We start from the raw sequence: 24,361 nt of genomic DNA, 5'->3' as shown, positions 1-24,361 counted from the left end.
CTTAAAAGGAGATATTTGCTTTGATTACACCGCATAACCAGCCAGGATTTACGGATCAATCGTTGATACGCAACTTCTGCATTATTGCGCATATAGATCACGGCAAGTCTACTGTAGCGGATCGCATTTTGCAGCTTTCTGGAATTGTGCCAGAACGTGAGATGCGAGACCGTTTCTTGGATCGCATGGATATTGAGCAAGAGCGCGGAATCACTATTAAATCGCAGGCTGTTCGCGTGCCGTGGACTTTTGACGGTAAAGAGTACTCGCTTGGCATGATTGATACTCCTGGTCACGTTGATTTTACTTACGAAGTTTCGCGTGCGCTTGCAGCATGCGAGGGTGCGGTTTTGCTTGTGGATGCCACTCAAGGTATTGAAGCGCAGACGCTTTCTAACCTTTATATGGCAATCGAACATGATTTAACGATTATTCCTGTATTAAACAAAATCGATTTGCCTAGTGCGGAGCCAGACAAGCATGCGGAAGAAATAGCTGGATTAATTGGTTGCAAGCCTAATGAAGTTTTGCGTGTTTCTGGGAAAACTGGCGAAGGTGTAAAAGATCTTCTCGACCAAATCGTGCTGGAAGTGCCAGCTCCTAGTGGAAATCCTAATGGCGCTGCTCGTGCGCTTATTTTTGACTCAGTCTACGATTCGTATCGCGGAATCGTCACATATATTCGTATGGTTGATGGCGAGCTTAAATCGCGTGAAAAATTGCATATGATGGGCATTGGCATGACGCATGATCCTATTGAAATCGGCGTTATTAGCCCAGATATGGCTCCAACCAAGGCGCTTGGAGCTGGAGAAGTCGGCTACGTAATTACAGGCGCAAAAGACGTGAGTCAATCTAAAGTTGGCGACACTATTACTAGCGCTGTAAATCCCGCATCTGAGCCTTTGGAAGGCTACAGAGACCCTAAGCCTATGGTTTACGCTGGCTTATTCCCAATAGATAACGCGCAATTCCCAGAGCTAAGAGATGCTCTCGATAAGCTAAAACTTAACGATGCTGCTCTTATTTACGAGCCAGAAACGTCGGTTGCGTTGGGATTTGGTTTCCGTTGTGGATTCTTAGGTCTTTTGCACATGGAGATTGTTTCCGAGCGCTTAAGCCGAGAATTTGGATTAGATCTTATTTCAACTGCTCCAAACGTAACTTACGACGTTACTAGCGAAGACGGTACCGAGCATCATGTGACTAATCCTAGCGAGTTCCCAGAAGGCAAAATCAAGCGCATTATTGAGCCAATGGTTGCTGCCGACATTATTGCTCCAAAAGATTTTATTGGCGCTATTATGGACTTGTGCCAAGATCATCGTGGGGAAATGGGCACAATGGAATACATTAGTGCCGATCGCGTGGAAATGCACTACAGGATTCCTCTTGCAGAAATCGTTTTTGACTTCTTCGATCAGCTTAAAAGCCGCACAAAGGGCTACGCTTCTCTTGACTACCACGAAGATGGCGAGCAAGCTGCAGATCTTGTTAAGGTAGATATTCTTATTCAGGGAGATAAGGTTGACGCTTTTAGCGCCATCGTGCATCGCGATAAGGCTTATTCTTACGGCGTTATGATGACGAAGAAACTTCGCGGACTTATTCCTCGCCAACAGTTTGAGATTCCAATTCAGGCTGCAATTGGCTCGCGTATTATTGCGCGCGAAACGATTAGTGCGCTTAGAAAAGACGTGCTCGCTAAATGCTACGGCGGCGATATTACTCGTAAGCGCAAGCTTCTTGAAAAGCAAAAGGCTGGTAAGAAGCGCATGAAGATGCTTGGACACGTTGAAGTTCCTCAAGAAGCGTTTGTTGCGGCTTTGGCTACGGATGATGGCGCAAACGATAGAGACACTAAAGATAAGATTCGTGCAGCGCAAAAGTCTGAAGGATGAGTTTAGAGTTGGATGCTGAATTAAATAAATCAGCTATGCAAACTAAAAGCATGCCTTTTGAAGTTTACGTGCACGTGCCGTTTTGCTTGCGTCGCTGCGGTTATTGCGATTTTAATACGTATACTGCTCGTGATTTGGGCGAAGGTGCGAGTCGTGAAGGGTACGCGGATGTTGCGATTCTAGAGATGCGTCTTGTAAAAAAGTGGCAGGAATTTCACGGGATTTTCGAGCCTAAAGCGCAATCTGTTTTCTTTGGCGGCGGCACTCCGACCGTTCTTAAAGCGCAAGATTTAGTGCGAATTTTGCAAGAAATACGTAACTTGTGGGGCATTATGCCTGGCGCGGAAATAACTACGGAAGCAAATCCAGACACTGCAGACGAGTCTTATATTGAGACGCTTGCAGAAGGTGGATTTACGCGAATATCTTTCGGAATGCAATCGGCTGTGCCACATGTGTTAAAAACGCTTGACCGCACGCATACTCCAGAAAACGTAGAGCGCGGAGTTAAAACAGCGGATGCTTGTGGTTTGCGTTCGAGTGTTGATTTGATTTATGGAGCTCCAGGGGAGAGTCTAGACGATTGGCGAAAGTCGGTAGAAATGGCTTTGAGCCTGGGCGTTAACCACGTTTCCGCGTATGCGCTAACAGTAGAGCCGCGCACAAAAATGGGTCGCCAAATTGCTGCTGGCACAATTCACGCGCCAGATGACGATGATGAAGCCGCGAAATACGAAGTTGCAGACGAGCTTTTTAATTCTGCGGGCCTAGAGTGGTATGAGATTTCTAATTGGGCGCGCACTGGTTTTGAGTCTCAACATAATCTTGGATATTGGAAGAACATTGATTGGGCAGGAATTGGCCCAGGGGCTCATTCTCACTACAATTCTGTTAGCGGCATTAGCAAGCAAAGCATGGATGATTGTGCTCTTTTGGCGGATTCAAGCAAGTTTTACAATCTTAGATCTTGGGATATTTTGCATCCAAAACGTTGGGCGCATGCGATTAATGCAGGAAACGTGCCTTGGCAAAACTACGAGTGTATAAATAGCGAGGATGCGTTGATAGAAGAGGTAATGCTTGGGTTGCGCATTAGGGAAGGTCTTAGTATTGATGAATTGTGTACAAAGATGCGTAAAGCAAATTGCGAATTTGACGATTCTTATTTGCAAAAAGTGCTAATCGAAGTGTGTAAAGAAGATTTGGCAGTGTTGAACAAAAATCGTATTGCTGCCACTCGAAAAGGGCGTTTATTAAACGATTTATTAATCGAAAAAATTGTTGACGCGTGCCAAAATGGCTTAGTTATGCGTTAAAATGATTCGTATTGTGTGAAAATTCAATGCAGAAAGGAATCAATCATGGCAAACCGCAAAGAGCGTAGAGCAAAAGCCAGGCAGAGTCGTAGGGGAATCCCGTCTCAATACGATCAAACGAATGGCCGCGGTCGCGGTGGAATGATTGACGAATACAATCTGCAAGAACATTCAAGAAGGCTCCAAGAAAACGGCGTTGACGGTTGGAAGCCATCTTCTAGCGTTACAGAACAAGAGGAACAGTTAACTCGTAATATTAAGCGAGCTAAGGCTGGAGATGATACTTGGAATACTGTTCGCAAAGTTATTGGCGTGTGTTCTTGGGCTGTTCTCTTGCTTTCTGCATTCGCGTTCTTGGTAATTATGTGGCTGCCAAGTCAGCCAATGGTGCTTGTTATAACTGTTGCAGTGTTGTTTGCTTTGGGCGTGTTTGGGCTGTTCTTTAGCTTTAGCAACTCTAAGCAAAATCCGCGACTCGATCAGCACGGTACCGCGCTTTAGTTAGATTTGGGTCGATTTAGGTTTGTTTATAAATAAAAATAATTAAGGCGGGCGCTTTGGTAATACAATGTGCGCGCCTTGTTTGTTTTACACGCTTTTATCTATGCAAATCTTGCAAAATGATCATGCAAATTCTAGTTAAATCATGCAAAATAAATTTTTTTGACTAGTAAGTTTTAATTAGTAAAACTTATAGTTTGTTTGCGTAATTTTCTTCTATAATCATTCGACAACTAAAAATATTTAAAATGATTATAACAATATTGCGCATATTTTTTAGATTAAATCAGTAATTTTCATAAAATTTTCTAAGATATTTAAAGAAAATCAACAGTTCTTTCTTAGCTTTTTATAAGGGTAAATCATATAAGCTACGAGATTGTACTTATTGTACCTATTTTGTAACAGACAATTTCATAATGACAAGTGTTCAATGAGGAAGGTAGTCGATGACATTTATTTCTCGCGCAATACGCTACGTTTTGAGAAAAAGAGTGAAATCAGCAATAGTGTTTGTAATATTAGCATTAATTTCAACGCTTCTGCTGGCATCTTCTGCAGTTGCGATTGCTGCAGAAAAAGAAGGCAAAAAGGTAGAAGAACAGGCAGAATCTAGTTTTGTTTTAGCAAATAATCCGCAAGTAAATCCTGGAACTCCTAGGGGAGCAGGAACCGTTAAACCAAGTGATGTTAAAAAAATAGCGTCACTAAAAAATGTTGATTCGTATGTTTTGCGTCAAAATGTTACTGCCGATTTAGTTGGTGCAAAAGCAGCTAGAATCAAAGGTGTTCAAGACTACGATGCTCGTAGAGAAAAGCAATTTGGAAACGCTGTAAACTTAGAGGGAACAAACTCTTCTAAGGGCTTAAATGCTTTCAAAACAAAATCAATTCACATGGTTAAAGGAAGAGCTTTGCAAGAATCAGATGAGCATGCTTCCTTAATCCACGAAGATTTAGCAAAACTAAATGGCTTAAAATTAGGCGATTCGTTAACGCTTAAAGCAAACCCGTTTGACGCCGATAATCTTAACCATTCTACGGAGCAAGTAAAAACACGCATAGTTGGAATTTATGGCGGAGCTAATAATCGCCCAGTTGCAACACGTGCGGAATTAACTGCAAATACTGTGTATACAGATTTGAAAACAACCAGAGAGCTTTACAAATATAAGCATGGAAAAGAGATATACCAGGACGCAAGTTTTAAGGTTAAAAAAGGAGCGGACGCAGATTCTGTGATTGAAGAAGCGTCTAAGCTTCCGATTGATTTGCAAAACTATCAGATTACTCGAGATGATCAATTCGTACAAGGCATGATTGGAGCAGCAAAAGGCGTAAAATCCATGATGAACATAACAGTTATTGCAGTAAGCGCGTTTGCTGTAATTGCTTTAGGATTAGTGCTTATTCTTTGGATTAATGAGCGTAGAAGAGAAATTGGTGTTCTAACTTCAATTGGTGTTGGAAAGGCGTCACTTGTATTGCAGCAGATTTCTGAGCTTGTGATACTTGCTATTCCAGCTATTGCAATAGGTTACGGTTTTGCGAGCGCAATATCTCCTTGGATTAGTGATTGCGCATTAGGCTCAGTAAAAAATTCTGCCGCGCAGCAGCTTAGTTCGATGGGTCAAGCTGGAGGAAATCTAGAATCGAGCATGGCAACGAGAACATTAGATAAGATTGCTGTTCAAGTTAACACAGAATGTTTAATTCAATCGTCATTAATTGTTCTGATGGTTATTGTTGTGGCAGTTGCGTTGTCTTATCTTCCTATTTTGCGAAAGTCTCCTAGAGATTTGCTTGGCATGCAAAAGTAGTTGGCTGCAAAAGTAGGTGGTAAAATGACTCAAATTATAAAAAGAGCTTGGCTAGCTATAGTTAGAAAACCAAGGCGCAGTGCTATTTTAGCTTTGATTATTACGGTTGTTCTTAGTGCGCTTATTTGCCAGAGTGGAGTTATTGCTTCTGTAAAAAATCTTGAGAATCAAATAGCTTCTAATATTGGCTTAGGTTTTAGCGTTTATGCAAAAACGCAGGGAGAGACTTTGCCAGAGTCTGATTCTTCTAGTGATTCCGCTAATCAATCGCAGCAAGATATTCCTCAAGATTTGCAAAAAAACGAAGGAATTCCAGAAAATCTTATTGCAAAATTTAAAAAGATTAGTGGAATAAAAACTATTGCAGAAGAAAAAGATGTTTTAGCAAATCCTGTTAACGTTAAAATTGTAGCGCCAATACATGGTCCGCGTTTAGACAATGATGAGATGTTTTCGCTTGTTTCAATAACGGGAACAACTAGATCACAGTTATCACAAGGATTTCAAGAAGGATTATATAAGCTTGAGGAAGGTAATCATATTCATTCTTCGGCACCTGGCGACTTTAAGCGCGCAAAATCTGCAATAATTCACAAGTCTTTTGCTAAGCAAAATAATCTTAAACTCGGCTCTGTTTTAAAGCTAAAACAAGGCAGCAAAAGCATTAATCTTAAGGTTGTTGGTATTTTTTCTGGCAAGATGCAAACAAAAGGTGCGTTGCCGTCAGACTCTTCCGAAAATCGCGTAATAACTGATTTAGAATCCGCTCTTTACCTGTCTGGAAGTAAAAATCGCAGTTCTATAAAGTGCGTTATGCAAAATTCAAATAATCTAACTAAAGCTTTAGAAGAAGCTAATAAAATCGCTAAAAACGATGGCGATGGCATGCTTTCTGTAGAAAACAATGCGCAAAGATTTGCCTCTGTTCTTCAATCTGTAAAAACAGTTAAGCAACTAGTAACAATGATTTTAATGTGTCTTGCATTAGTCGGAATTATAGTGCTTGGTTTAGTTCTTGTTTTTTGGGTTCGAGGAAGGATTCACGAAGTTGGAGTTCTAATGGCAATTGGTATGAACAAGTCTGTAATAGCTTTGCAAATGATTATAGAAGTTTTTATAATAACAGCCTTCTGTTCAGTTGCATCAATTCTAATTGGGTCTGCAATATCTTCAAGTGTAGGATCAATGCTATTGGCTAATGTCTCAAATAGTACAATTTCTGACTTAAGCATTTCTTGGATTCCAAATAAACAAACATTTTTTGCTATTCTTATAGGATTTGCTATAGCGTTTGTATCTCTATGCATTGCTCTTGCGCCAATAATGTTTAAAAAGCCTCGCTTTGTATTGAATTCAATGAGCTGAGGTGATTTTCTTAGATAATTAATATGAATCAATTAGAAGATTGGATTTAACTGGATTTTATTAAGAATAAGATTCGGATTCTGATAGAAAATTAAAAATTTACAAGTATTAAATATTAAGTATGAAATATTAAATTTAGAAAATATTGGAGTTTTATTATGACTACTTTATTAAAACTTAACAACGTTGATTATTCTTATGGTGCAACTAATATTCCTGTTCTTAGAAACGTTAATGCGGATTTTGAATCAGGGAAAATATACAGTATTACAGGTCAATCTGGAGCTGGAAAATCCACTATGCTATCTCTTCTAGCAGGATTAGATACTCCAACAAAAGGAACAGTATTGTTTGATGGACAAGATATTTCCAAGAATGGTGGATATTCTAATCATCGCAAGAATCATGTGTCTTTAGTTTTTCAGAATTTCAATCTAATCGACTACTTGACTCCTGTAGAAAACTTGCGTCTTGTTAATTCAAATGCTGATTCCAAGATTCTTAAAGAACTGGGACTTAGTGAAGACGAATCAACTAGAAATATAACAAAGCTTTCTGGCGGGCAGCAGCAGCGAGTGGCTATTGCGCGAGCGCTTGTATCTTCTGCTCCTGTTATTCTTGCCGATGAGCCAACAGGTAGCTTGGATCCAAATACAACACAAGAAGTTATATCAATCTTAAAAGACGCAGCTCATAAACACGGAAAATGCGTGATTGTTGTAACACATTCGAGCGATGTGGCGGCTGCTGCAGACATAAAATATGTTCTCAAAAACAAACAGTTAACAAAAAAATAATATAAAAGACTAATTATCAACGATTTTTCCGTGCTTCTGCGTAAAGTAAAACCTGTGCGTAACCTTTGCGCAGAAGTTGCGTATCAGTGCATACACGGGGAGGTTGTTGTGGCTGAAGTGTCAGATTCTAAGCCTATTGTGGCAGTTGTTATGGGGTCTTCAAGTGATTGGGAAACCATGCGTCATGCCTGCGAAATCCTAGAAAGATTCAGAGTGCCGTATATGAAAAAAGTTATTTCTGCACATCGCACTCCAGAACTTATGGCAGATTTTGCTCACAGTGCTAGAAAAAATGGTTTTCGCGTAATTATTGCTGGCGCTGGTGGAGCGGCACACTTACCAGGTATGATTGCTGCTCAAACAACTCTTCCAGTTGTTGGTGTTCCTGTAAAATCCCATGCTCTTTCGGGCTGGGATTCTTTGCTTTCTATAGTGCAAATGCCTGGTGGTATTCCTGTTGCTACAACAGCTGTGGGCAACTCGGGAGCTACAAATGCTGGTTTGCTTGCAGTAAGCATGTTGAGCACAACAGATAATCGTCTTGCAGACGAACTTGAAGATTACCGTCAAGAATTAAAAGAGAAGGTTGAGGAATCTAATGCCGAGCTTATCTGAAGTCACTAATGGTGCTGTAGAGCGTTTGATGCCAGGAGCCACTATTGGAATTATTGGCGGCGGTCAATTGGGACGCATGATGGCTATTGCAGCTAGACATATGGGATTCCGCATAGGAGTTTTAGATCCAACGCTTGATTGCCCAGTATTTCAGGTTGCAGATTTGCAGGTTGAGGCAAATTATGATGATCCTGAAGGCTTGCGCGAGCTTGCTGAACGTTGTGATGTTCTTACATACGAGTTTGAAAATGTTAACGCAGATGCGTTAGATAAGGTTCGTCATTTAACAGCTATTCCTCAGGGCACAGATTTATTGCGTGTTACACAAGATCGTGTTTGTGAAAAAGAGTTTATTAATAAACATGGCATTGAAACAGCTAAATGGCGTGAAGTCAATAATCTTGACGATTTAGACGCAGCAATCGAAGAAATTGGTTTGCCTGCTATTCTTAAGACTCGTCGTGGTGGCTATGATGGTCATGGTCAGGATGTTCTTCGCACTGAAGAAGATGTTGCTAATATTCATCACCGTTCCGATAGGGGAGGAAAATTCCCTCCGTCTATTCTTGAAGGCTTTGTAGATTTTGCTTTTGAAGCTTCAATTCTTGTTTCCGGCAATGGTAATGATTTTGTGACTTATCCTCTTGTAAAAAACGTTCATCACAATAGCATTCTTCATATGACTCTCGCACCTGCAGTTGTGGATCCTGTTGTAGAAGAGACCGCACACGATTTAGCGCTTCAACTGGCTAAAGGTTTTGAGCTTGCTGGAACGCTTGGCATTGAGTTATTTATTACTAAAGATAATCGTGTAGTAGTAAACGAGCTTGCTCCTCGCCCTCACAATTCTGGGCATTACACGATTGAAGCTTGCGATATGGATCAGTTTGAAGCACATATTCGCGGTATTGTTGGATGGCCTTTAAAAAAGCCTAAGCTGCTTTCTCCTGCAGTGATGGTTAATGTTCTTGGTCAACATGTTGCTCCTACTCGTTCTCTTATATTAGAGCATCCAGAATGGCATGTTCATGACTATGGAAAGGCTGAGGTTCGTAAAAATCGCAAAATGGGTCATATTACTGTTTTGTGTGATGACCCAGTTAAAGAAGCTGCAGAATTAGATGCTACTGGCTGTTGGGATGACGAGCTTGATTAAAAGATTTAGTATTAGTCTTAAAATTTAAATAGTTATAGTTTGTTGGACTAGTATTAGATTTTTTAATAGTTTGAAAGGTAAAAGGTTAAATAATGGTTGGTGAGCCAGTACGCAGAAACACTAAGCAAAAAGAAACTGTTCTTGAACATTTAAGAGCTTCGCGTAATTTTGTTTCTGCACAGAATCTGCATCGCCTGCTTGTGGAAGATGGTGAAATCATTGGTTTAGCCACAGTGTATCGTCAGCTTAATATGCTTGCACAAAGTGGCGATGTTGATACTGTTCGTTTTAATGGACAGCAACTATTTCGCATTTGCGATGAGAATACTCATCATCACCATCTTGTGTGTGAAAAGTGTGGTAAAACCGTGGATATAGAGCCTCCTGATGATGAGGGTTGGATTCACAAGATCGCCGAATCTCATGGGTATACGGTTATAGATCACACTTTGGAAGTGTTTGGATTATGCCCAGACTGTAATCAGAGTGTAGATTGATTGCAAACTCATTAATCAATCTAATTAATTACAGTTAAAAATCAGCCTAGATTTAGAATTTAGGCTGATTTTTCATTACATGAACTATTTTTTAAGAGTTTTTAGCATTTCTAAAATCTGCTTAGGATTAGTCTCTGGCAAATAAGAGCTTGTAACAGCTAACGATATTTGTGCTAGTTTTGCAGAATCCAAATAGCATATGTATACAGGTCTATTAGTAGGCTGGAACTTCTTTTTAAAGAAATAAAGCGACTTAAATCCGTATGCTGGCTCCAAAATATCGGACATCATTTCAAGCGTATGAACAATAATATCATTTGATTCATGATGATTTGAAGATTGAGAATCTCCATGAATTGTAGGCTTTTGGCTTGCCTGGATATCTTTACTAGAATCCTCATTGCTTAATGTAGAATTTTCACAAATATCTGTTATTCCAGCAAGAGGAGCTGCAGAAAGACTCATAAACTCCACAGCAGATTCTGGATTTTCAAGACCTTCGTCTCTTAACCGTTCCGCCATTCTAGCGATAAGCAACTCCATAATTCCATTAGGGCTATTCGTGCGATGTCTCATAAAATCAAGAGTCCACCCGATTATGCGATTATTGTCATAAGTCGGCATCCAACTTGTAACCCCAAGAACGCGATTATTCTCGTCAATCGCATACAAAATCTTTACTCTAGGATCATGCAATTCTTCCAAACCGCCAAGAGTAAACTTCATTTCTGGAAGGGCTTTAAGTTCCGCCCATTCTTCCGAAATCTCAATAATTTGTTGCTGAACTTCCCAAGGAGCATCGTTGTAAGTGCTAAGAACATCTGTTATTCCATCACGTTTTGCCTTGTTTATGGCAGTGCGAATATCCTGCCACTTTTTACCCCTAGTTTGCCACTCTTTAGGGTAGACTAGCATATCGCTTCCAACTTTTATAGAAGAAAAACCAATAGATTCCAAGGCTTTTCGTTCTTCATCGTGAACAGCGTAGAATGCTGGAGACCATGAATTTTGTTCGCAAAGTTGAATAAACGCTTTCAAATCTTGTTTATATTCTGTTTTATCTCCAAAAGGACCAGTTAGAGTTAAAGCAACTCCATATTTTAGTCTGTATGCTATTGCAGAATGTTCAGTGGCGGAGAACCAATAGTGGTTATCATGCCATGTTGTCATAAAACTCATGGTGTCTCCACCAAGTTGAACTAACTTGCTTGCTTTTTTGCGGTCTTCTTCATTAATTGTTATTTTGTTTCTAAACCACACCATGCAAACAGCAAAAAGAACAAGCCAGAATAGAACTCCAACACCTTGAGTTATTGCTGAAGACAAAGGAGTTATAGGTGTAAGCATGGCATTGGACCTTAATCCAAAGCCCATAGGCATCCAACGCCCTGGAAGGTCACGTAGTAAATGATGCAAGTCTGCTACAGGCTTAAATTCATTTGGTGCAATCAACCCGAAGCAAACATATCCTATTCCAGTAGAAAATAGTGCAAAAACAATTGCAGCTAATCCAACTCTGCGCTCAAGCTTATCACTATGATTTGGAAAATGCTTTATGCTTATAAACAGTAGGATTGCGATTAATAAAGGAGGCAAAGCTGTAAGCATAAAGGCTATAGAAGTAGCATTATTCTTGTGGAAAATCATGGTTTGTTTAGTTGCAATCAAAGGCAAAATGGCAAAATACATGGTTGCATATACTGCTGTAATTCCGTTGATTGTTATAGCAGCATAAGCTGCAAGTCTTCTTCCGCGTAAAAGTCCCCAAGATATAATCATTAAAGTGACGATAGGCAAAAGAATACGAATCCAAAGACCTCCTATTGTTGCGTGTTGTAATCCTGAATGAAGCAGGCAACTGCTTGAACTATAGTTTGATATACATCTTGCTAGCCACGGTTTCGTACCCATTTGCGGAGACATGAATAAACCTAATGTAGTTAGTATTCCAGCGTGAGATCTAGAAGATAGTGCAAGAACTGGTCCTAAAGCCATAACAAGTTGAGTTATGGAAAATAGACGTCTAATCTCGTAGTCTGTTCCTTCCCACCAGTTCGCGCTTTTTACAGTATTTGTATTAGCATTGCTATTTTTGTTCATCAGATTGCCAATAATATGGCCACAAATTGCTGCAAAAATTGTGCAATAATCCCCAGGATTTCCACTATAAAGAAGCATCGCAGACGTGATTGCGTATCCTAAAACAAACATTCGTCTACGCCACAATATCGATTCGCATGTTGCTGCAGCCATAAAAGCTCCAACAAAAAGTGTAAAAGGAGAAAGTCTAATTGGTATTCTAGTAATCCAACGCATGTTTCTAATAATCATTGAAAGATTACCGATTAAAGTAAGACCGAGTATTGTTCCAATAAGAGTGCTTGTTACGGAAACAAAAAGCAAACGCATTTTACCGATACGTGTTTCGGCTAACCCTATTAAAACAAGTGAAAGTATTGCATTTACTATTAGAGATGGGAAACTATTTACAAAAAATAGCGAGTGGAATAGTTTAATCAGAAGCTGTGTAATATTTCTATGCCCAAACAAAAAAGTAGAGCTTATTTTCGGTTTATGATACGAGAAGAATTGTGAAAGAGTTGCATTGGTGCCATAAGTATAGATGTGCATTACGGTACTGAAAACCCAGTGAATAAGGTTAATAACCAAGAAAACTAGAGTTATTTTCGCTGCTAGCACGCGCTGCGATAGCCACATGCGCACATCGTTGGTAAGAACGCTTAAATGATGTTTTGCTGTAGACTCGTGATTTTTTGATAAAAAGTTTGGCATGATTTATCGCCTCACCTTCTGATTGATAACCACTTGAATATTATTATAAGAGTTTAAATCTGGATAATTGCTTGTTATTCCAGAATCTTTACAAAGATGGTCGATTACAACTTTTAACCCATTTTGAACGGTATGCCAATCGTGTCCAGATCCTTTAGAAATCATGGTTATAACGCTTATTCCAGACTTATGAGCCGCTATAGCAATATTAGACTGATTTACTTGCGATTTAGGATCCCAAGCTCCAGCTATAGAGTAATAATTTTGTTTTAAAGGAGCATTTTTTCTCATTATGTTTGCTGGAATATGCTTTTCGTATTTTTTGCGATCTCCATCAAAATAACGTTTTATTGTTTCATCGCGATTCTTGTATGTTGGCTCTAGTTCTCCGCCTGCAGAATACATGTTTCCAAATAGTTTAGGATAAGCTGGCACAATCTGAGTTGCGCAAGTTCCTCCTTGAGAAAATCCTCCCATTAGCCAAAGTGCTGGATTGTTGCTGGCTGGTAGATTTTTATGAATCCAATTAACAACATCTTTTGTCAAATAAGTTTGTGCTTTTCCATAAACCTTTGTATCCGCGCAAAGAGAATTGTGTGTTGCAGTACCGTTTTGATCTGGTGACACAACAATTGGAGCTAAACCATTATGATCCTTAGCATAAGCGTCTAAGGTGTTTACAATTTCGCTCGCAGCAAATAGCCTATTAGGGCTTCCTGGTTGACCAGAAAGAAGAACCATTACAGGTAGTTTTGGAGCGTATTTTGTTAAAGCTGCTGGTGGTAAGTAGACGTTTGCGGTGCGGGCACGGAAGTTAGATGTTGTTGCGGGAATTTTAACGGATCTACTTATTCCTTTGGATGGTATTTTGGGGAGCTTGTTTTGTGCTGCAAGTGAATTCCAATCAGCGATTTCCATAACCCCATTATGTTTATTATGCTCTTCAAGCTTCGGATAATTACCTAATCCGAATACTGATCCAATAGTTGTGTATTCGCCATAAATCATGTTTACGCGAATCATTGTGGCTAAAATAAACAAAATAATTGAAAATATTGCAAAAGCTCTTCTATATCCTTTAGATATTATAGCCGCGCTTAAAGCAAATCCTACAGCCGCAAATCCTCCTGCAATAGAAAAAATCACAAGCCATCCTAGGCTTACTCCGAATACAAGAAAAACGTCTGAAATAAGCCAAGTTATAAATCCAAATATAAGTGCGAATAATGATGCAGAACCTAATTGTGTTAAAAGAGATGGAAGATACTTTATTTTTTTAGATTTTGTTATTAAAAGGACAGCTAAGCATAATCCAGATATTGTGAATATACTTATAGGTAGTATGCCGTGCATTAGGTTAATTGTGGCAATAAACTTCATTCTTACTGTTCCTTAAAACCTCACTAGATTAGAGCTATCAAAAAATACAGCCGTTGATAATATAATTCGTAATCCTTAAAATTTTCTATATTATGTCATCAATTATAATGATAAAAGATACAGAGTTTATTGCAATACGTCAAAAGTATGAATATACACAATTGTTTACTACAAGTTATGTTTATTTATGACGATGGCGATAATTAAAATGTATTTGTAACATAGATGCGTAAATGAGTTATGTATTAGTCATGTAATTAGAAGGGTGTGAAATTGCCATTAAGCAATTTTCTTACTATTTTTAAGCGTTTTAAGCTTGCGATTCCGCGATGGTTGTATGCGGTTCTGTTCGTTGTATTTGATGCAATAATGGTTATGATTGTGCAGCTTTCTGTTCAAAGGTCTGGACGAGTGGAAATGACTTCCTCGCTTTCGGCAAGCGCATGGAACATAATTTCAAAAATGTGGATTAGCTTAAATTTTGTATTCGTTTTGAATCTGCTTATAGTTGCTCTAATTTACGGAATTCTGTTGATGGTAATAAATCGTTTTTGGATTACTACACTTATTCTGATTACATTATCTGTAATAATTTCTGTAATCGAGTATATGAAGGTTAATGTTAGATACGAGACAATTCTTCCAGCGGACTTGAACTTTTTAAAGAGTAATACGGGGAATATCGCATCTTTTCTGCCAGATAATGCTATAGCTGTGATTGTCTGCTCCATTATTGCTGTACTTGTAGCTGTTATTGCTGCTATTTTTATGCATTTTGTAGATGTAAATCGCGGAAAAATCGTGTTTACTAAGGATTTTCGCATTTCTATTGTAATTAGAGTTGTTACATGCTTAGTGTGTTTTTTGGGTCTTGGATGGTATGTTTCTGGGGTTGGAACAGTTGGTTCTAGTGCTAACGGTTTTGCTAAGTTTATGGGCGATGCTCCTGCGATGTGGGATTCTGTTTATGATTCGCAAAGAAACGGTGCTTTAGTTGCTTTCTTAAGACAAGTGAATCCAAAAGTTATGGATAAACCAGCGGATTACAATGAATCCACTATGAAAGCTCTTCTAAAAAAATATGATACTGAAGCTAAGAAAATCAATGTTTCTCGCAAAAGCAAAATTTCAGACAATACTGTGGTTTATGTACTTTCGGAATCTTTCTCAAACCCAATGAGGGTTCCAGGATTGCAACTGAATAAGAATCCAATGCCATTTATAAGCTCTTTGAAAGAGAAAACAGATAGTGGTTTAATGCTTTCTTCTGGTTATGGTGGGGGAACAGCGAATCTCGAATATATGTCTCTTACGGGATTGAGCATGGTGAACTTCAATTCATCTCTTACAAGCCCGTATCAGCAGCTTGTTCCAAATTCTTCTTGGACTCCTACAATCAACAGATATTGGGGTAGTGAAGGAAATTCTGTAGCTTTTCATCCATATGAGCCAAGCATGTATTCTAGATCAATAAACTACAAGAAGTTCGGTTTTAGTAAGTTTTATGCTCTTGAAGGTCCTAATATTATTTCTCATAAAAAAATGTTGGATAAATCTCCTTATGTTTCAGATTCTTCAGCTTACGATAGCGCATTTGAGTCAATTTCTGCTAGTAAAAAGCCGCAGTTTGTGCAAGTAGTCACAATGCAAAATCATATGCCTTATAGAAATTGGTATAAGAATAATGATTTTGTTGCAAAAGCAAAAGATGGTTCACCTAATTTAGGACAATCGGAAACATCATCAATTGAAACATATGCTAAGGGTGTTAATTACACGGATCATGCTACGCAAAAGTTCTTAGAGAATCTTGATTCAATTGACAAGCCTGTTACTGTTGTGTTTTACGGCGATCATCTTCCTGGCGTATACAGTACGGCTAGTGCAGATCAAAATAATTCTCTAGATCTGCATTTAACTGACTACTTTATTTGGTCAAACAGAAAAGCTATTGAAACAAATAAGATTAAAAATATTCATAAAAATACTTATTCGTCTCCAAACTTCTTCATATCTCAAGTAGCATCTCATACTAATTCAAAGGTTTCGCCCTATATAGCTTTCCTTACTAGATTACACGATAAGGTTAGTGCTATGGAGCCTCCTGTAGTAAATAAGATTCAAGGTTGGGATAGGATTCCAGAAGGACAATCCATCTATCTGAATAATCATGGTAAGCCAATGATTGCTAATAGTATGAATAAAGAAACTAAGCAATTATTGCATGATTATCGCTTGATTCAGTACGACATTACAGCTGGGAAGCATTATCTTAAAAACACAAACTTTCTTGGTTTTTAAGATAATCAGATAGTCGGATCATCCTCTACAGGTCTAGTGCTTTTGACGCAATGTCATGCCTAAAGAACATGTGAGGAAGATTAAGCTTATCTAATATGCTGTAGACGTTGTTTTGAGCGTCTTTTACATCGTTTCCATGCACTTGCACAAGAGCTATTCTGCCTGAAGAAGTAAGAAGTTTTCCGCTTTCTTCATCGCTTTTTACTCCTGCATAATACACGTGCTGACCTTGATCTTCGTCAATAGGAATTTGAGGAAGAGGAGTTCCAGTAACTAAAGTGCCAGGGTAGCCTTCGCTTGCTAATACAACTCCAAGAGTTACGCCATTTTTAATCCAAGTAAATGTTGGTTCTTTGCCATGCAAAATGTTAAAAATAGCTTCACCAAAGTCGCTAGTAAGTCTTGGAAGAACAACTTCGGTTTCTGGGTCTCCAAAACGAGCATTAAACTCAATAACTTTAGGCCCTGAAGCTGTATCAATTAATCCAGCATAAAGTACACCGGTAAAAGGCGTGCCCTCTTTAGCTAGTCCTTCAACAGTTGGGCGCACAATCTCGTCAATAGCACGCTGAACTGTTTCGTCGCTAATTTGTGGAACAGGACTATAAGCTCCCATGCCTCCAGTATTTGGACCAGTGTCGCCGTCGTGAGCGCGTTTGTGGTCTTGAGAAATTGGCATAACCCAAAAATCAGTTCCGCTTACGAAACTCATAAGTGAAAACTCTTGACCTTGCAAAAATTCTTCAATAACAACTTTTGCTCCAGCTTGACCAAAACGATGATCGACGAAAATATCTTCCAAAGCATCAACTGCTGTTTGCTCATCCATAGCAACAGTAACGCCTTTTCCAGCAGCCAAACCGTCCGCTTTAATAACAATTGGAGCACCATGCTCAATAACGTATGCGCGTGCAGGCTCCAAAGCGTCAAATGTTTTGTAGGAGGCAGTTGGAACGTTGTGACGAGCCATAAGCTTTTTTGCGAAATCTTTAGAGCCTTCAATTTGAGCTGCGGCTTTGTTTGGACCAAAAGCGGCAATTCCATGCGCTTCAAAATCGTCAACAATGCCATTCATAAGCGGAACTTCAGGACCAATGAACGCAAAATCGTAGTTATTGTCTTTAACGAACTTAATAAGAGCGTCATGATCTGATTGACTTATGTTTACAGTTTGAATTCCATCTGCTGCAATACCAGGATTTCCAGGAGCAACAGTTACTTCTTCAACGCTTTCTCCTTTAAGTAACGCGTGTGCAATAGCGTGTTCGCGAGCGCCAGAACCAACTACTAAAACTTTCATTTTTAATCCTTTATTGCTTTAAGATTTTGCTGTCTACTGTTTTGCGTTTTTTGCGGTTTACAACAACTCAACTGCAGCGTTTTCGCGCTTAGCCATTTTGCCAATAATATAAGCGGTTTCGTCATGCTCGTTTAGTATACGCATTGCCTCGTTTGCTTTGCTTTCATCAACTGACAAAACCATGCCAATTCCCATATTAAAAACGTTGAACATTTCAGCGTGAGTAACTTCTCCAGCTTTTTCAATAACGCCAAAAATAGGTGGAACGCTCCAGCTAGTGGTATCAATTTTTGCAGCCAAATCATCCGCATACATGCGAGGAACATTTTCAATAAATCCGCCGCCTGTAATATGAGCAACTCCCTTAATAAGATGCTCAGCAAAAAGTGGCTTCAAAGCTTTTACGTAGATTCGAGTAGGTTCAAGAAGAACTTCGCCAAGCGTTTTGCCGCCAAGCTCATCTAACTTGGTGTCAACGCTAAAACCTGCTTCTTCAAACAAAGCTTTGCGAACAAGAGAGAATCCGTTTGAATGAACTCCTGAAGAAGGAAGTCCTATAAGCACGTCGCCTTCGCAAATAGCAGAGCCGTCAACAATATTCGAACGTTCTGCAACGCCTACTGCAAAACCTGCAAGATCGTACTCGTCTTCGTCATACATTCCAGGCATTTCAGCAGTTTCGCCGCCAATTAAACCTGCTTCTGATTGCACGCAACCATCTGCAACGCCTGAAACTACCTGCTCAAGTATTTCAGGATTGTTTTTCCCACACGCAATGTAATCGAGGAAGAAAAGAGGCTCGGCACCTTGAGCTGCAATATCGTTTACGCACATTGCAACGCAATCAATGCCAATAGTGTTATGCTTATTCATCATTTTTGCAATCACAAGCTTGGTTCCAACGCCATCCGTACCAGAAATCAGCACTGGCTCTTTGTAACCAAGAGATGCCAAATCAAATAAGCCGCCAAATCCGCCGATGCCACCTACAACGCCTGGGCGTTTCGTGCGATTCACATGCGATTTAATACGACGTACTACTTCGTATCCTGCTTCTACGCTTACGCCAGCCTCTTCATATGCGTGTGGCATATTGATTCCTTTCATAACTATGTTATAAGTATTTTCTTAAATTTTATTTATAAATTGCGGTAAACAATTAAAATATTAAGTTATATAAGATTTTCGTGTGAATATTTGCTGTGCTTTCTCACTTCTTGCAAATGTTCGCGTTCTTCAGGAGTAAGTGAAGCCAAGAATTCTTCGCCGTAATCGTCTAGTGCAGTAGGGTAGTCGCCATTAAAGTAAGCAACACACAAACCGCCATAAGGCGCTGGCTTTTTTAATCCAATCGACTCTACTAATCCATCTAAAGACAAAAATGCTAAGGAATCAGCATCAATATACTCGCGTATTTCTTCGACTGAATGTTTTGCTGCAATAAGTTCCTTTGTGGTTTGAATATCAATACCGTAGAAGCAAGGATATTTAAGAGGAGGAGAAGAAATACGCATATGTACCTCTTTAGCTCCAGCTTCTCGTAGCAATTGCACAATGCGCTTAGAGGTAGTTCCGCGAACAATTGAATCGTCAATAACGATAACGCGTTTTCCTGCAACTACGCCACGAACAGCAGAAAGTTTCATACGAACGCCTTGCTCGCGTAATTCTTGTGTTGGTTGAATAAAAGTGCGTGCAACATACTGGTTTTTAATCAATCCCATTTCATTTGGAATTCCGCTTGTTTCAGCGTATCCTGCAGCAGCAGAAAGTGAAGAATTAGGTACTCCAATAACCATGTCTGCGTCAACAGGAGATTCTTTAGCCAAACGCGCACCCATACGCTTTCGCACAGAATGAACATTAATACCGTAAATATTAGAATCTGGGCGAGCGAAATAAATAAATTCCATTGAGCATACTGCATGTTGTACGTGCTTTGTATATTGCTCAATAGTGTAGCCATCGTCATTAATAACAATTATTTCGCCAGGCTCAATATCGCGAATAAACTCTGCTCTAACAATATCTAATGCGCAAGTTTCGGATGCGAGTACATAAGCTCCATTGCTCATTCTTCCTAAAGAAAGAGGTCTAAAACCATTCGGGTCTGTTACGCCAATAAGCTCCTTTTCAGTTAGAAGCAAATAGGCAAAACCACCATGAACTATTTGCAAAGCATCTTTAAGCTTATCCATAAAAGAAGTTTTATTTGATCTTCTAATAAGATGCATTAACACTTCAGTATCCGAATTCGAGTGGAAGATTGCTCCCTCATCTTCAAGTTTATTCCTAAGAGTTGTGCAATTAGTAAGATTGCCATTATGTCCTAAAGCAACATCTCCATCATGGAAACAAAAAAGAAAAGGCTGAATGTTTTCAACACTTCCCGAACCAGCAGTAGCATAACGAACGTGCCCAATTGCGCTGTTTCCAGTAAGTTTCTTCATAATGTCTTCGTTTGCAAAAACCTGAGTTAAAAGACCTAGGTTTCTGTAACCTTTAAGATGACCATTATCGTTTGATACGATTCCAGCGCCTTCTTGACCTCGGTGTTGCAGTGCATGTAATCCAAAATATGTTAATCTAGCAGCATCTGAATGACCCCAAACGCCAAAAACGCCACACTCTTCATGAATGTCTTCGAGCTCTGCAGACATCAAACACCCCCTGTTGTTTTAGATTCTTAATCAAGATTTTCCTATAAACTTGCTACAAAAATCACATTATGCAGTGAAATATTCGACTCCAGCGCTAAAAATGTTTTGTGTTCTAAAATCTGGAATATTCACGTACAAACCGTTTCCGCTGCGTTCGCAATGTCCCATTTTTCCAAACACTCTGCCATCTGGGCTAGTGATTCCTTCTACAGCCATAAGTGAACCGTTCGGATTCACTTTAAGATTCATGCTTGGAACGCCATTGCTGTCAACGTATTGTGTTGCGATTTGGCCGTTTTGTATAAGAGTATCCATAACGTCTGGCAATGCTACGAATCGACCTTCTCCATGAGATATTGCAACACTATGAACATCGCCAACTTTGCAATTTGAAAGCCATGGAGAAAGATTAGAAGCAACGCGAGTTCTAACAATCTTGCTTTGATGCCTTCCAATAGTGTTAAACGTTAAAGTCGGGCATTCTGAATCCATTGGAACAATATCTCCAAACGGGACAAGACCTAGTTTAATAAGAGCTTGGAAACCATTGCAAATACCAAGCATTAAGCCATCGCGATTATTGAGCAAATCGCGAACAGCGTCACTAACAGCAGGATTCCTAAAGAAAGATGCTATGAACTTGGCTGAACCGTCTGGTTCATCACCTCCAGAGAATCCGCCTGGAATCATAACAATTTGGCTTTTATTAATCTCATCAACAAGATCTTTTGCAGATTGAGCAATATCATCAGCGCTTAAATTATTGATTATAAGCGTTTTGCATTCTGCTCCAGCTTTTTCAAACGCTGCTTGAGTGTCGTATTCGCAATTGTTTCCAGGGAAAACTGGAATGATTACGCGTGGGTGGCTAATCGGAGTTTTTCTATGAGAACGCATGTGGTTATGAGAATACTTCAGTTCACTAGAGTTTATAGCAGGAACTGAATCTCCCTTCGCGCGATACGGGAATATGCATTCTAAAGTATTTTCCCAATCTTCTTGCAAATCAGCTAAATTAAGTTTCTCGTTTTCTACACAAAACTCGAACTCATTGCAAGTTTCGCCTACTACGTCTACGCTTACAAGATCTGAATTTGCGTGCGGAATCTCAGAATCATCTTTAAGTTCAACATAGAATGATCCGTATGTTTGCTTAAACAAATCATCTTTGCTAATCGCATTATTAAGCTTTAATCCAATATGATTGCCCAAAGTCATCTTAAATAAGATTTCTGCACTTGCGCCAAATCCTGGAGTGCTAACGGAAAGCGCATGCTTATTTGAGGTAAGATTTTCAACAATCTTAATCGCTTCTAAGAAGCTTTGAGCGTTAGGTGTGATTCCATCTTCCTTATATTTAGGCAATATTCTTAAGATTCTGCTATTTGCTTTTTTGAATTCTGGCGAAACAACGTTTCTCGCGTCTCCTGTAGAAACAGCAAAAGAAATAAGTGTTGGTGGAACATCAAGATTTTCAAAGCTTCCGCTCATAGAATCCTTGCCGCCAATAGCGCCTACACCAAAGTCAATTTGTGCGCTTAAAGCTCCGAGAATAGCTGCCATTGGTTTTCCCCAACGTTCTGGAGCATTATGAGGTTTTCCAAAATATTCTTGCAAACTTAAATAAGCGTTTTCTATAGTAAATCCGCTTGCTACGATTTTTGCTAAAGACTCAACAACAGCTAAGTAAGCTCCAGTAAATTGATTCTTTTCCATAATATATGGGTTAAAGCCCCAAGACATTGCAGAAGCTGTGTTTGTTTCTCCAAAAACTGGCAATTTTGCAACCATTGCTTGTGCAGGAGTAAGCTGACGTCTGCCTCCAAAAGGCATAAGAACTGTTGCGGCTCCAATAGTGGAGTCGAACATTTCACTAAGACCTTTGTTTGAGCAAATATTTATGTTGGAAACAAGATTTTTCATGCGCTCGTCAAAAGATTTATTAGCGTATTCGCCACTTATATCTTGCCATTTCGAAGTATAGTTTTCGCCACTTTCAACGTGAATATTTTGCTCTTTTGGAGCGCCGTTAGAAGCTAGGAATTCGCGTCTTAGATCCACAATTGTTTTTCCTCGCCAAGTCATTTTCATTCGTGCTTCTTCTGTGACTATGGCTACAATTTGCGCTTCCAAATTTTCTTCATGCGCGTAGCTCAAAAATTCGTTTGCATCGCTTGCTGCAACATCAACTGCCATTCGCTCTTGAGATTCAGAAATCGCAAGCTCTGTGCCATCAAGACCTTCATATTTTTTAGAGACTTTATCTAAATCAATAATTAAGCCATCTGCAATTTCACCCGTTGCAACGCTTACGCCGCCAGCGCCAAAGTCGTTGCATCGCTTAATAAGTCTGCATGCATCTTTGCGTCGGAAAAGTCGTTGTAACTTGCGTTCAATAGGAGCGTTTCCTTTTTGAACTTCTGCTCCGCATTCCTCAATGCTATCAGTGTCTTGAGCTTTAGAAGCACCAGTTGCTCCGCCAATTCCGTCTCTTCCAGTTCTGCCGCCTAGAAGAATAATCACATCTCCTGGCTCAGGTGTTTCTCTGCGAACATGGTCTGCTGGGGTAGCGGCTACAACAGCGCCCACTTCCATTCGTTTTGCAACGTATCCTGGGTGGTAAATCTCGTGTACTTCGCCTGTTGCAAGTCCAATTTGATTTCCGTAAGAAGAGTAGCCTGCAGCTGCAGACGTTACGATTTTTCTTTGAGGCAATTTTCCTTCAAGAGTTTGGGCTATTGGCGTTCTAGGATCTGCAGCACCAGTTACTCGCATTGCCTGATATACGTAAGATCTTCCCGAAAGAGGGTCGCGAATGCATCCGCCAATGCATGTTGCAGCACCACCAAAAGGCTCGATTTCTGTAGGATGATTATGTGTTTCGTTTTTAAACAAAAACAGCCAATCTTCATCGTGCCCGTTTACGTCAACTTTGATTTTTACTGTACAAGCGTTGATTTCTTCGGATTCGTCTAGATTCTTAAGAATCCCATTATGCTTCAAATACTTTGCACCAATAGTTGCCATATCCATAAGGCAAATCGGCTTATTTGTGCGATTAAGTTCTTCTCGCATTTCAAGATAACGATTAAATGCGGCTTGTACCTGCTCATCGTCTATTTTTATGTTTGTAAGATGCGTGCCAAAAGTTGTATGACGGCAATGATCAGACCAATATGTGTCTATTACTTTGATTTCTGTAATAGTTGGATTGCGATTTTCGTTTTTAAAATAGTTCTGGCAGAATTTTGCGTCTTCCAAGTCCATTGCGAGCGCGCGATCTTCTATGAACTTTTTTAAACCTTGTTCGTCTAAATCGTTGAATCCGTTGATAACTTCCACATTTGCTGGAATAACTGTTTCTGTTTGCAAAGTATTGACTTTATCTAAAGATGCTTCGCGCGCTTCAACTGGATTAATTATGTAGTGTTTAATTGCGTCCAAATCTTTTTTAGATAAATCACCTTTAAAAGCCAAGATTTGCGCGGTTCTTACCCTTGGTCGCTCTCCTTGGCTTATAAGCTGTATGCATTCACTTGCAGATTCTGCTCGCTGATCAAATTGTCCTGGAAGAAATTCCATAGCAAAAACATGTTCGCTTGTGCTTATGGGCAGATAATCATAGGTGTTATCGACTGGTGGTTCGCTAAAAACTGTTTTGATAGCAGTGTTGAATAGATCTTCTGATATTCCTTCAACATCATACCTGTTTATTATGCGCGTTGATTTTAAAGAATCTATTCCTAGAATTTCTTTAAGCTCGTGATTAAGATGCTGTGCCTTAACATCGAAACCAGATTGCTTTTCAACATAAACGCGAAATACCACGGTAAACCTGCCTTGTAATTGTACGTTTTGGCTATTTTGGTTGTTTTGTTTTTTCAGTTTTCTTTTTCAATTTTGTTTAGTTTTGCTTTAAGAACGCGCGTGGCTCGCACCTCGAAAGATGCGAGCCACAT

At 39.5% G+C, this 24,361-nt stretch carries 16 protein-coding genes; 10 read left to right on the top strand and 6 right to left on the bottom strand.

The window, feature by feature from the left end; translation table 11 throughout:
- Positions 1–20: 20 nt before the first annotated feature.
- The 9 genes from lepA (at position 21) to HXT25_RS06970 (ending at position 9,968) form a co-directional block, all read left to right on the top strand.
- A complete protein-coding gene (lepA, locus tag HXT25_RS07010) occupies positions 21–1,901 on the top strand; it encodes a translation elongation factor 4 (RefSeq protein WP_009994121.1) in 1,881 nt (626 codons plus the stop codon).
- Positions 1,898–3,217, top strand: a complete 1,320-nt coding sequence (gene hemW / locus HXT25_RS07005; protein WP_009994119.1) for a radical SAM family heme chaperone HemW — start codon at positions 1,898–1,900, stop codon at positions 3,215–3,217. Before lepA ends, hemW begins: the two co-directional genes overlap by 4 nt.
- 45 nt (positions 3,218–3,262) lie before the next feature.
- Positions 3,263–3,718, top strand: coding sequence for a tripartite tricarboxylate transporter TctB family protein (locus HXT25_RS07000; RefSeq protein WP_004117747.1), 456 nt, complete (start codon positions 3,263–3,265; stop codon positions 3,716–3,718).
- A 449-nt stretch (positions 3,719–4,167) separates the two neighbouring features.
- Positions 4,168–5,538: an ABC transporter permease gene (locus HXT25_RS06995; RefSeq protein WP_101890298.1), complete on the top strand. Its 1,371-nt coding sequence runs from the start codon at positions 4,168–4,170 to the stop codon at positions 5,536–5,538.
- Between the two features lie 24 nt (positions 5,539–5,562).
- Positions 5,563–6,903, top strand: a complete 1,341-nt coding sequence (locus tag HXT25_RS06990; protein ID WP_174142855.1) for an ABC transporter permease — start codon at positions 5,563–5,565, stop codon at positions 6,901–6,903.
- Positions 6,904–7,061: 158 nt separating this feature from the next.
- Entirely contained in the window at positions 7,062–7,700 is a 639-nt protein-coding gene (locus tag HXT25_RS06985; RefSeq protein WP_004117754.1) for an ABC transporter ATP-binding protein, read from the top strand.
- A gap of 150 nt (positions 7,701–7,850) precedes the next feature.
- Positions 7,851–8,315 (top strand): 5-(carboxyamino)imidazole ribonucleotide mutase, encoded by a 465-nt coding sequence (purE, locus tag HXT25_RS06980; protein ID WP_217430555.1) that lies wholly within the window; start codon positions 7,851–7,853, stop codon positions 8,313–8,315.
- Entirely contained in the window at positions 8,299–9,471 is a 1,173-nt protein-coding gene (gene purK, locus HXT25_RS06975; RefSeq protein ID WP_004113596.1) for a 5-(carboxyamino)imidazole ribonucleotide synthase, read from the top strand. The genes purE and purK overlap by 17 nt, the downstream gene beginning before the upstream one ends.
- A 92-nt stretch (positions 9,472–9,563) precedes the next feature.
- Positions 9,564–9,968 carry a Fur family transcriptional regulator gene (locus HXT25_RS06970; RefSeq protein WP_004113597.1) on the top strand — a complete coding sequence of 135 codons (405 nt, stop codon included), beginning with the start codon at positions 9,564–9,566 and terminating at the stop codon, positions 9,966–9,968.
- An 84-nt stretch (positions 9,969–10,052) separates the two neighbouring features.
- On the opposite strand, the gene HXT25_RS06965 is transcribed toward HXT25_RS06970, so the two are convergent.
- A complete protein-coding gene (locus HXT25_RS06965; protein WP_004113598.1) occupies positions 10,053–12,761 on the bottom strand; it encodes a bifunctional lysylphosphatidylglycerol flippase/synthetase MprF in 2,709 nt (902 codons plus the stop codon).
- A gap of 3 nt (positions 12,762–12,764) precedes the next feature.
- A complete protein-coding gene (locus tag HXT25_RS06960) occupies positions 12,765–14,141 on the bottom strand; it encodes an alpha/beta hydrolase-fold protein (protein ID WP_004138241.1) in 1,377 nt (458 codons plus the stop codon).
- A gap of 267 nt (positions 14,142–14,408) precedes the next feature.
- On the opposite strand from HXT25_RS06960, the gene HXT25_RS06955 reads away from it, so the two are divergent.
- On the top strand, positions 14,409–16,442 hold the full coding sequence (locus HXT25_RS06955) for an LTA synthase family protein (protein ID WP_004117762.1): 2,034 nt from the start codon (positions 14,409–14,411) through the stop codon (positions 16,440–16,442).
- Between the two features lie 25 nt (positions 16,443–16,467).
- On the opposite strand, the gene purD is transcribed toward HXT25_RS06955, so the two are convergent.
- From purD to HXT25_RS06935, 4 genes are all read right to left on the bottom strand, one after another.
- On the bottom strand, positions 16,468–17,742 hold the full coding sequence (gene purD / locus HXT25_RS06950) for a phosphoribosylamine--glycine ligase (protein WP_004117764.1): 1,275 nt from the start codon (positions 17,740–17,742) through the stop codon (positions 16,468–16,470).
- A 57-nt stretch (positions 17,743–17,799) separates the two neighbouring features.
- A complete protein-coding gene (gene purM / locus HXT25_RS06945; protein ID WP_004113603.1) occupies positions 17,800–18,834 on the bottom strand; it encodes a phosphoribosylformylglycinamidine cyclo-ligase in 1,035 nt (344 codons plus the stop codon).
- An 80-nt stretch (positions 18,835–18,914) separates the two neighbouring features.
- Complete coding sequence (gene purF, locus HXT25_RS06940; protein WP_004113604.1) at positions 18,915–20,402, bottom strand: amidophosphoribosyltransferase; 1,488 nt, start codon at positions 20,400–20,402, stop codon at positions 18,915–18,917.
- Between the two features lie 66 nt (positions 20,403–20,468).
- Positions 20,469–24,230, bottom strand: coding sequence for a phosphoribosylformylglycinamidine synthase (locus HXT25_RS06935; protein ID WP_422118828.1), 3,762 nt, complete (start codon positions 24,228–24,230; stop codon positions 20,469–20,471).
- Between the last annotated feature and the right edge of the window lie 131 nt (positions 24,231–24,361).

Origin of the sequence: Gardnerella sp. DNF00476, assembly GCF_049262735.1 — a bacterium.
Taxonomy (GTDB): Bacteria; Actinomycetota; Actinomycetes; order Actinomycetales; family Bifidobacteriaceae; genus Bifidobacterium; species Bifidobacterium vaginale.
This window is presented reverse-complemented; position numbering and strand designations above follow the sequence as displayed.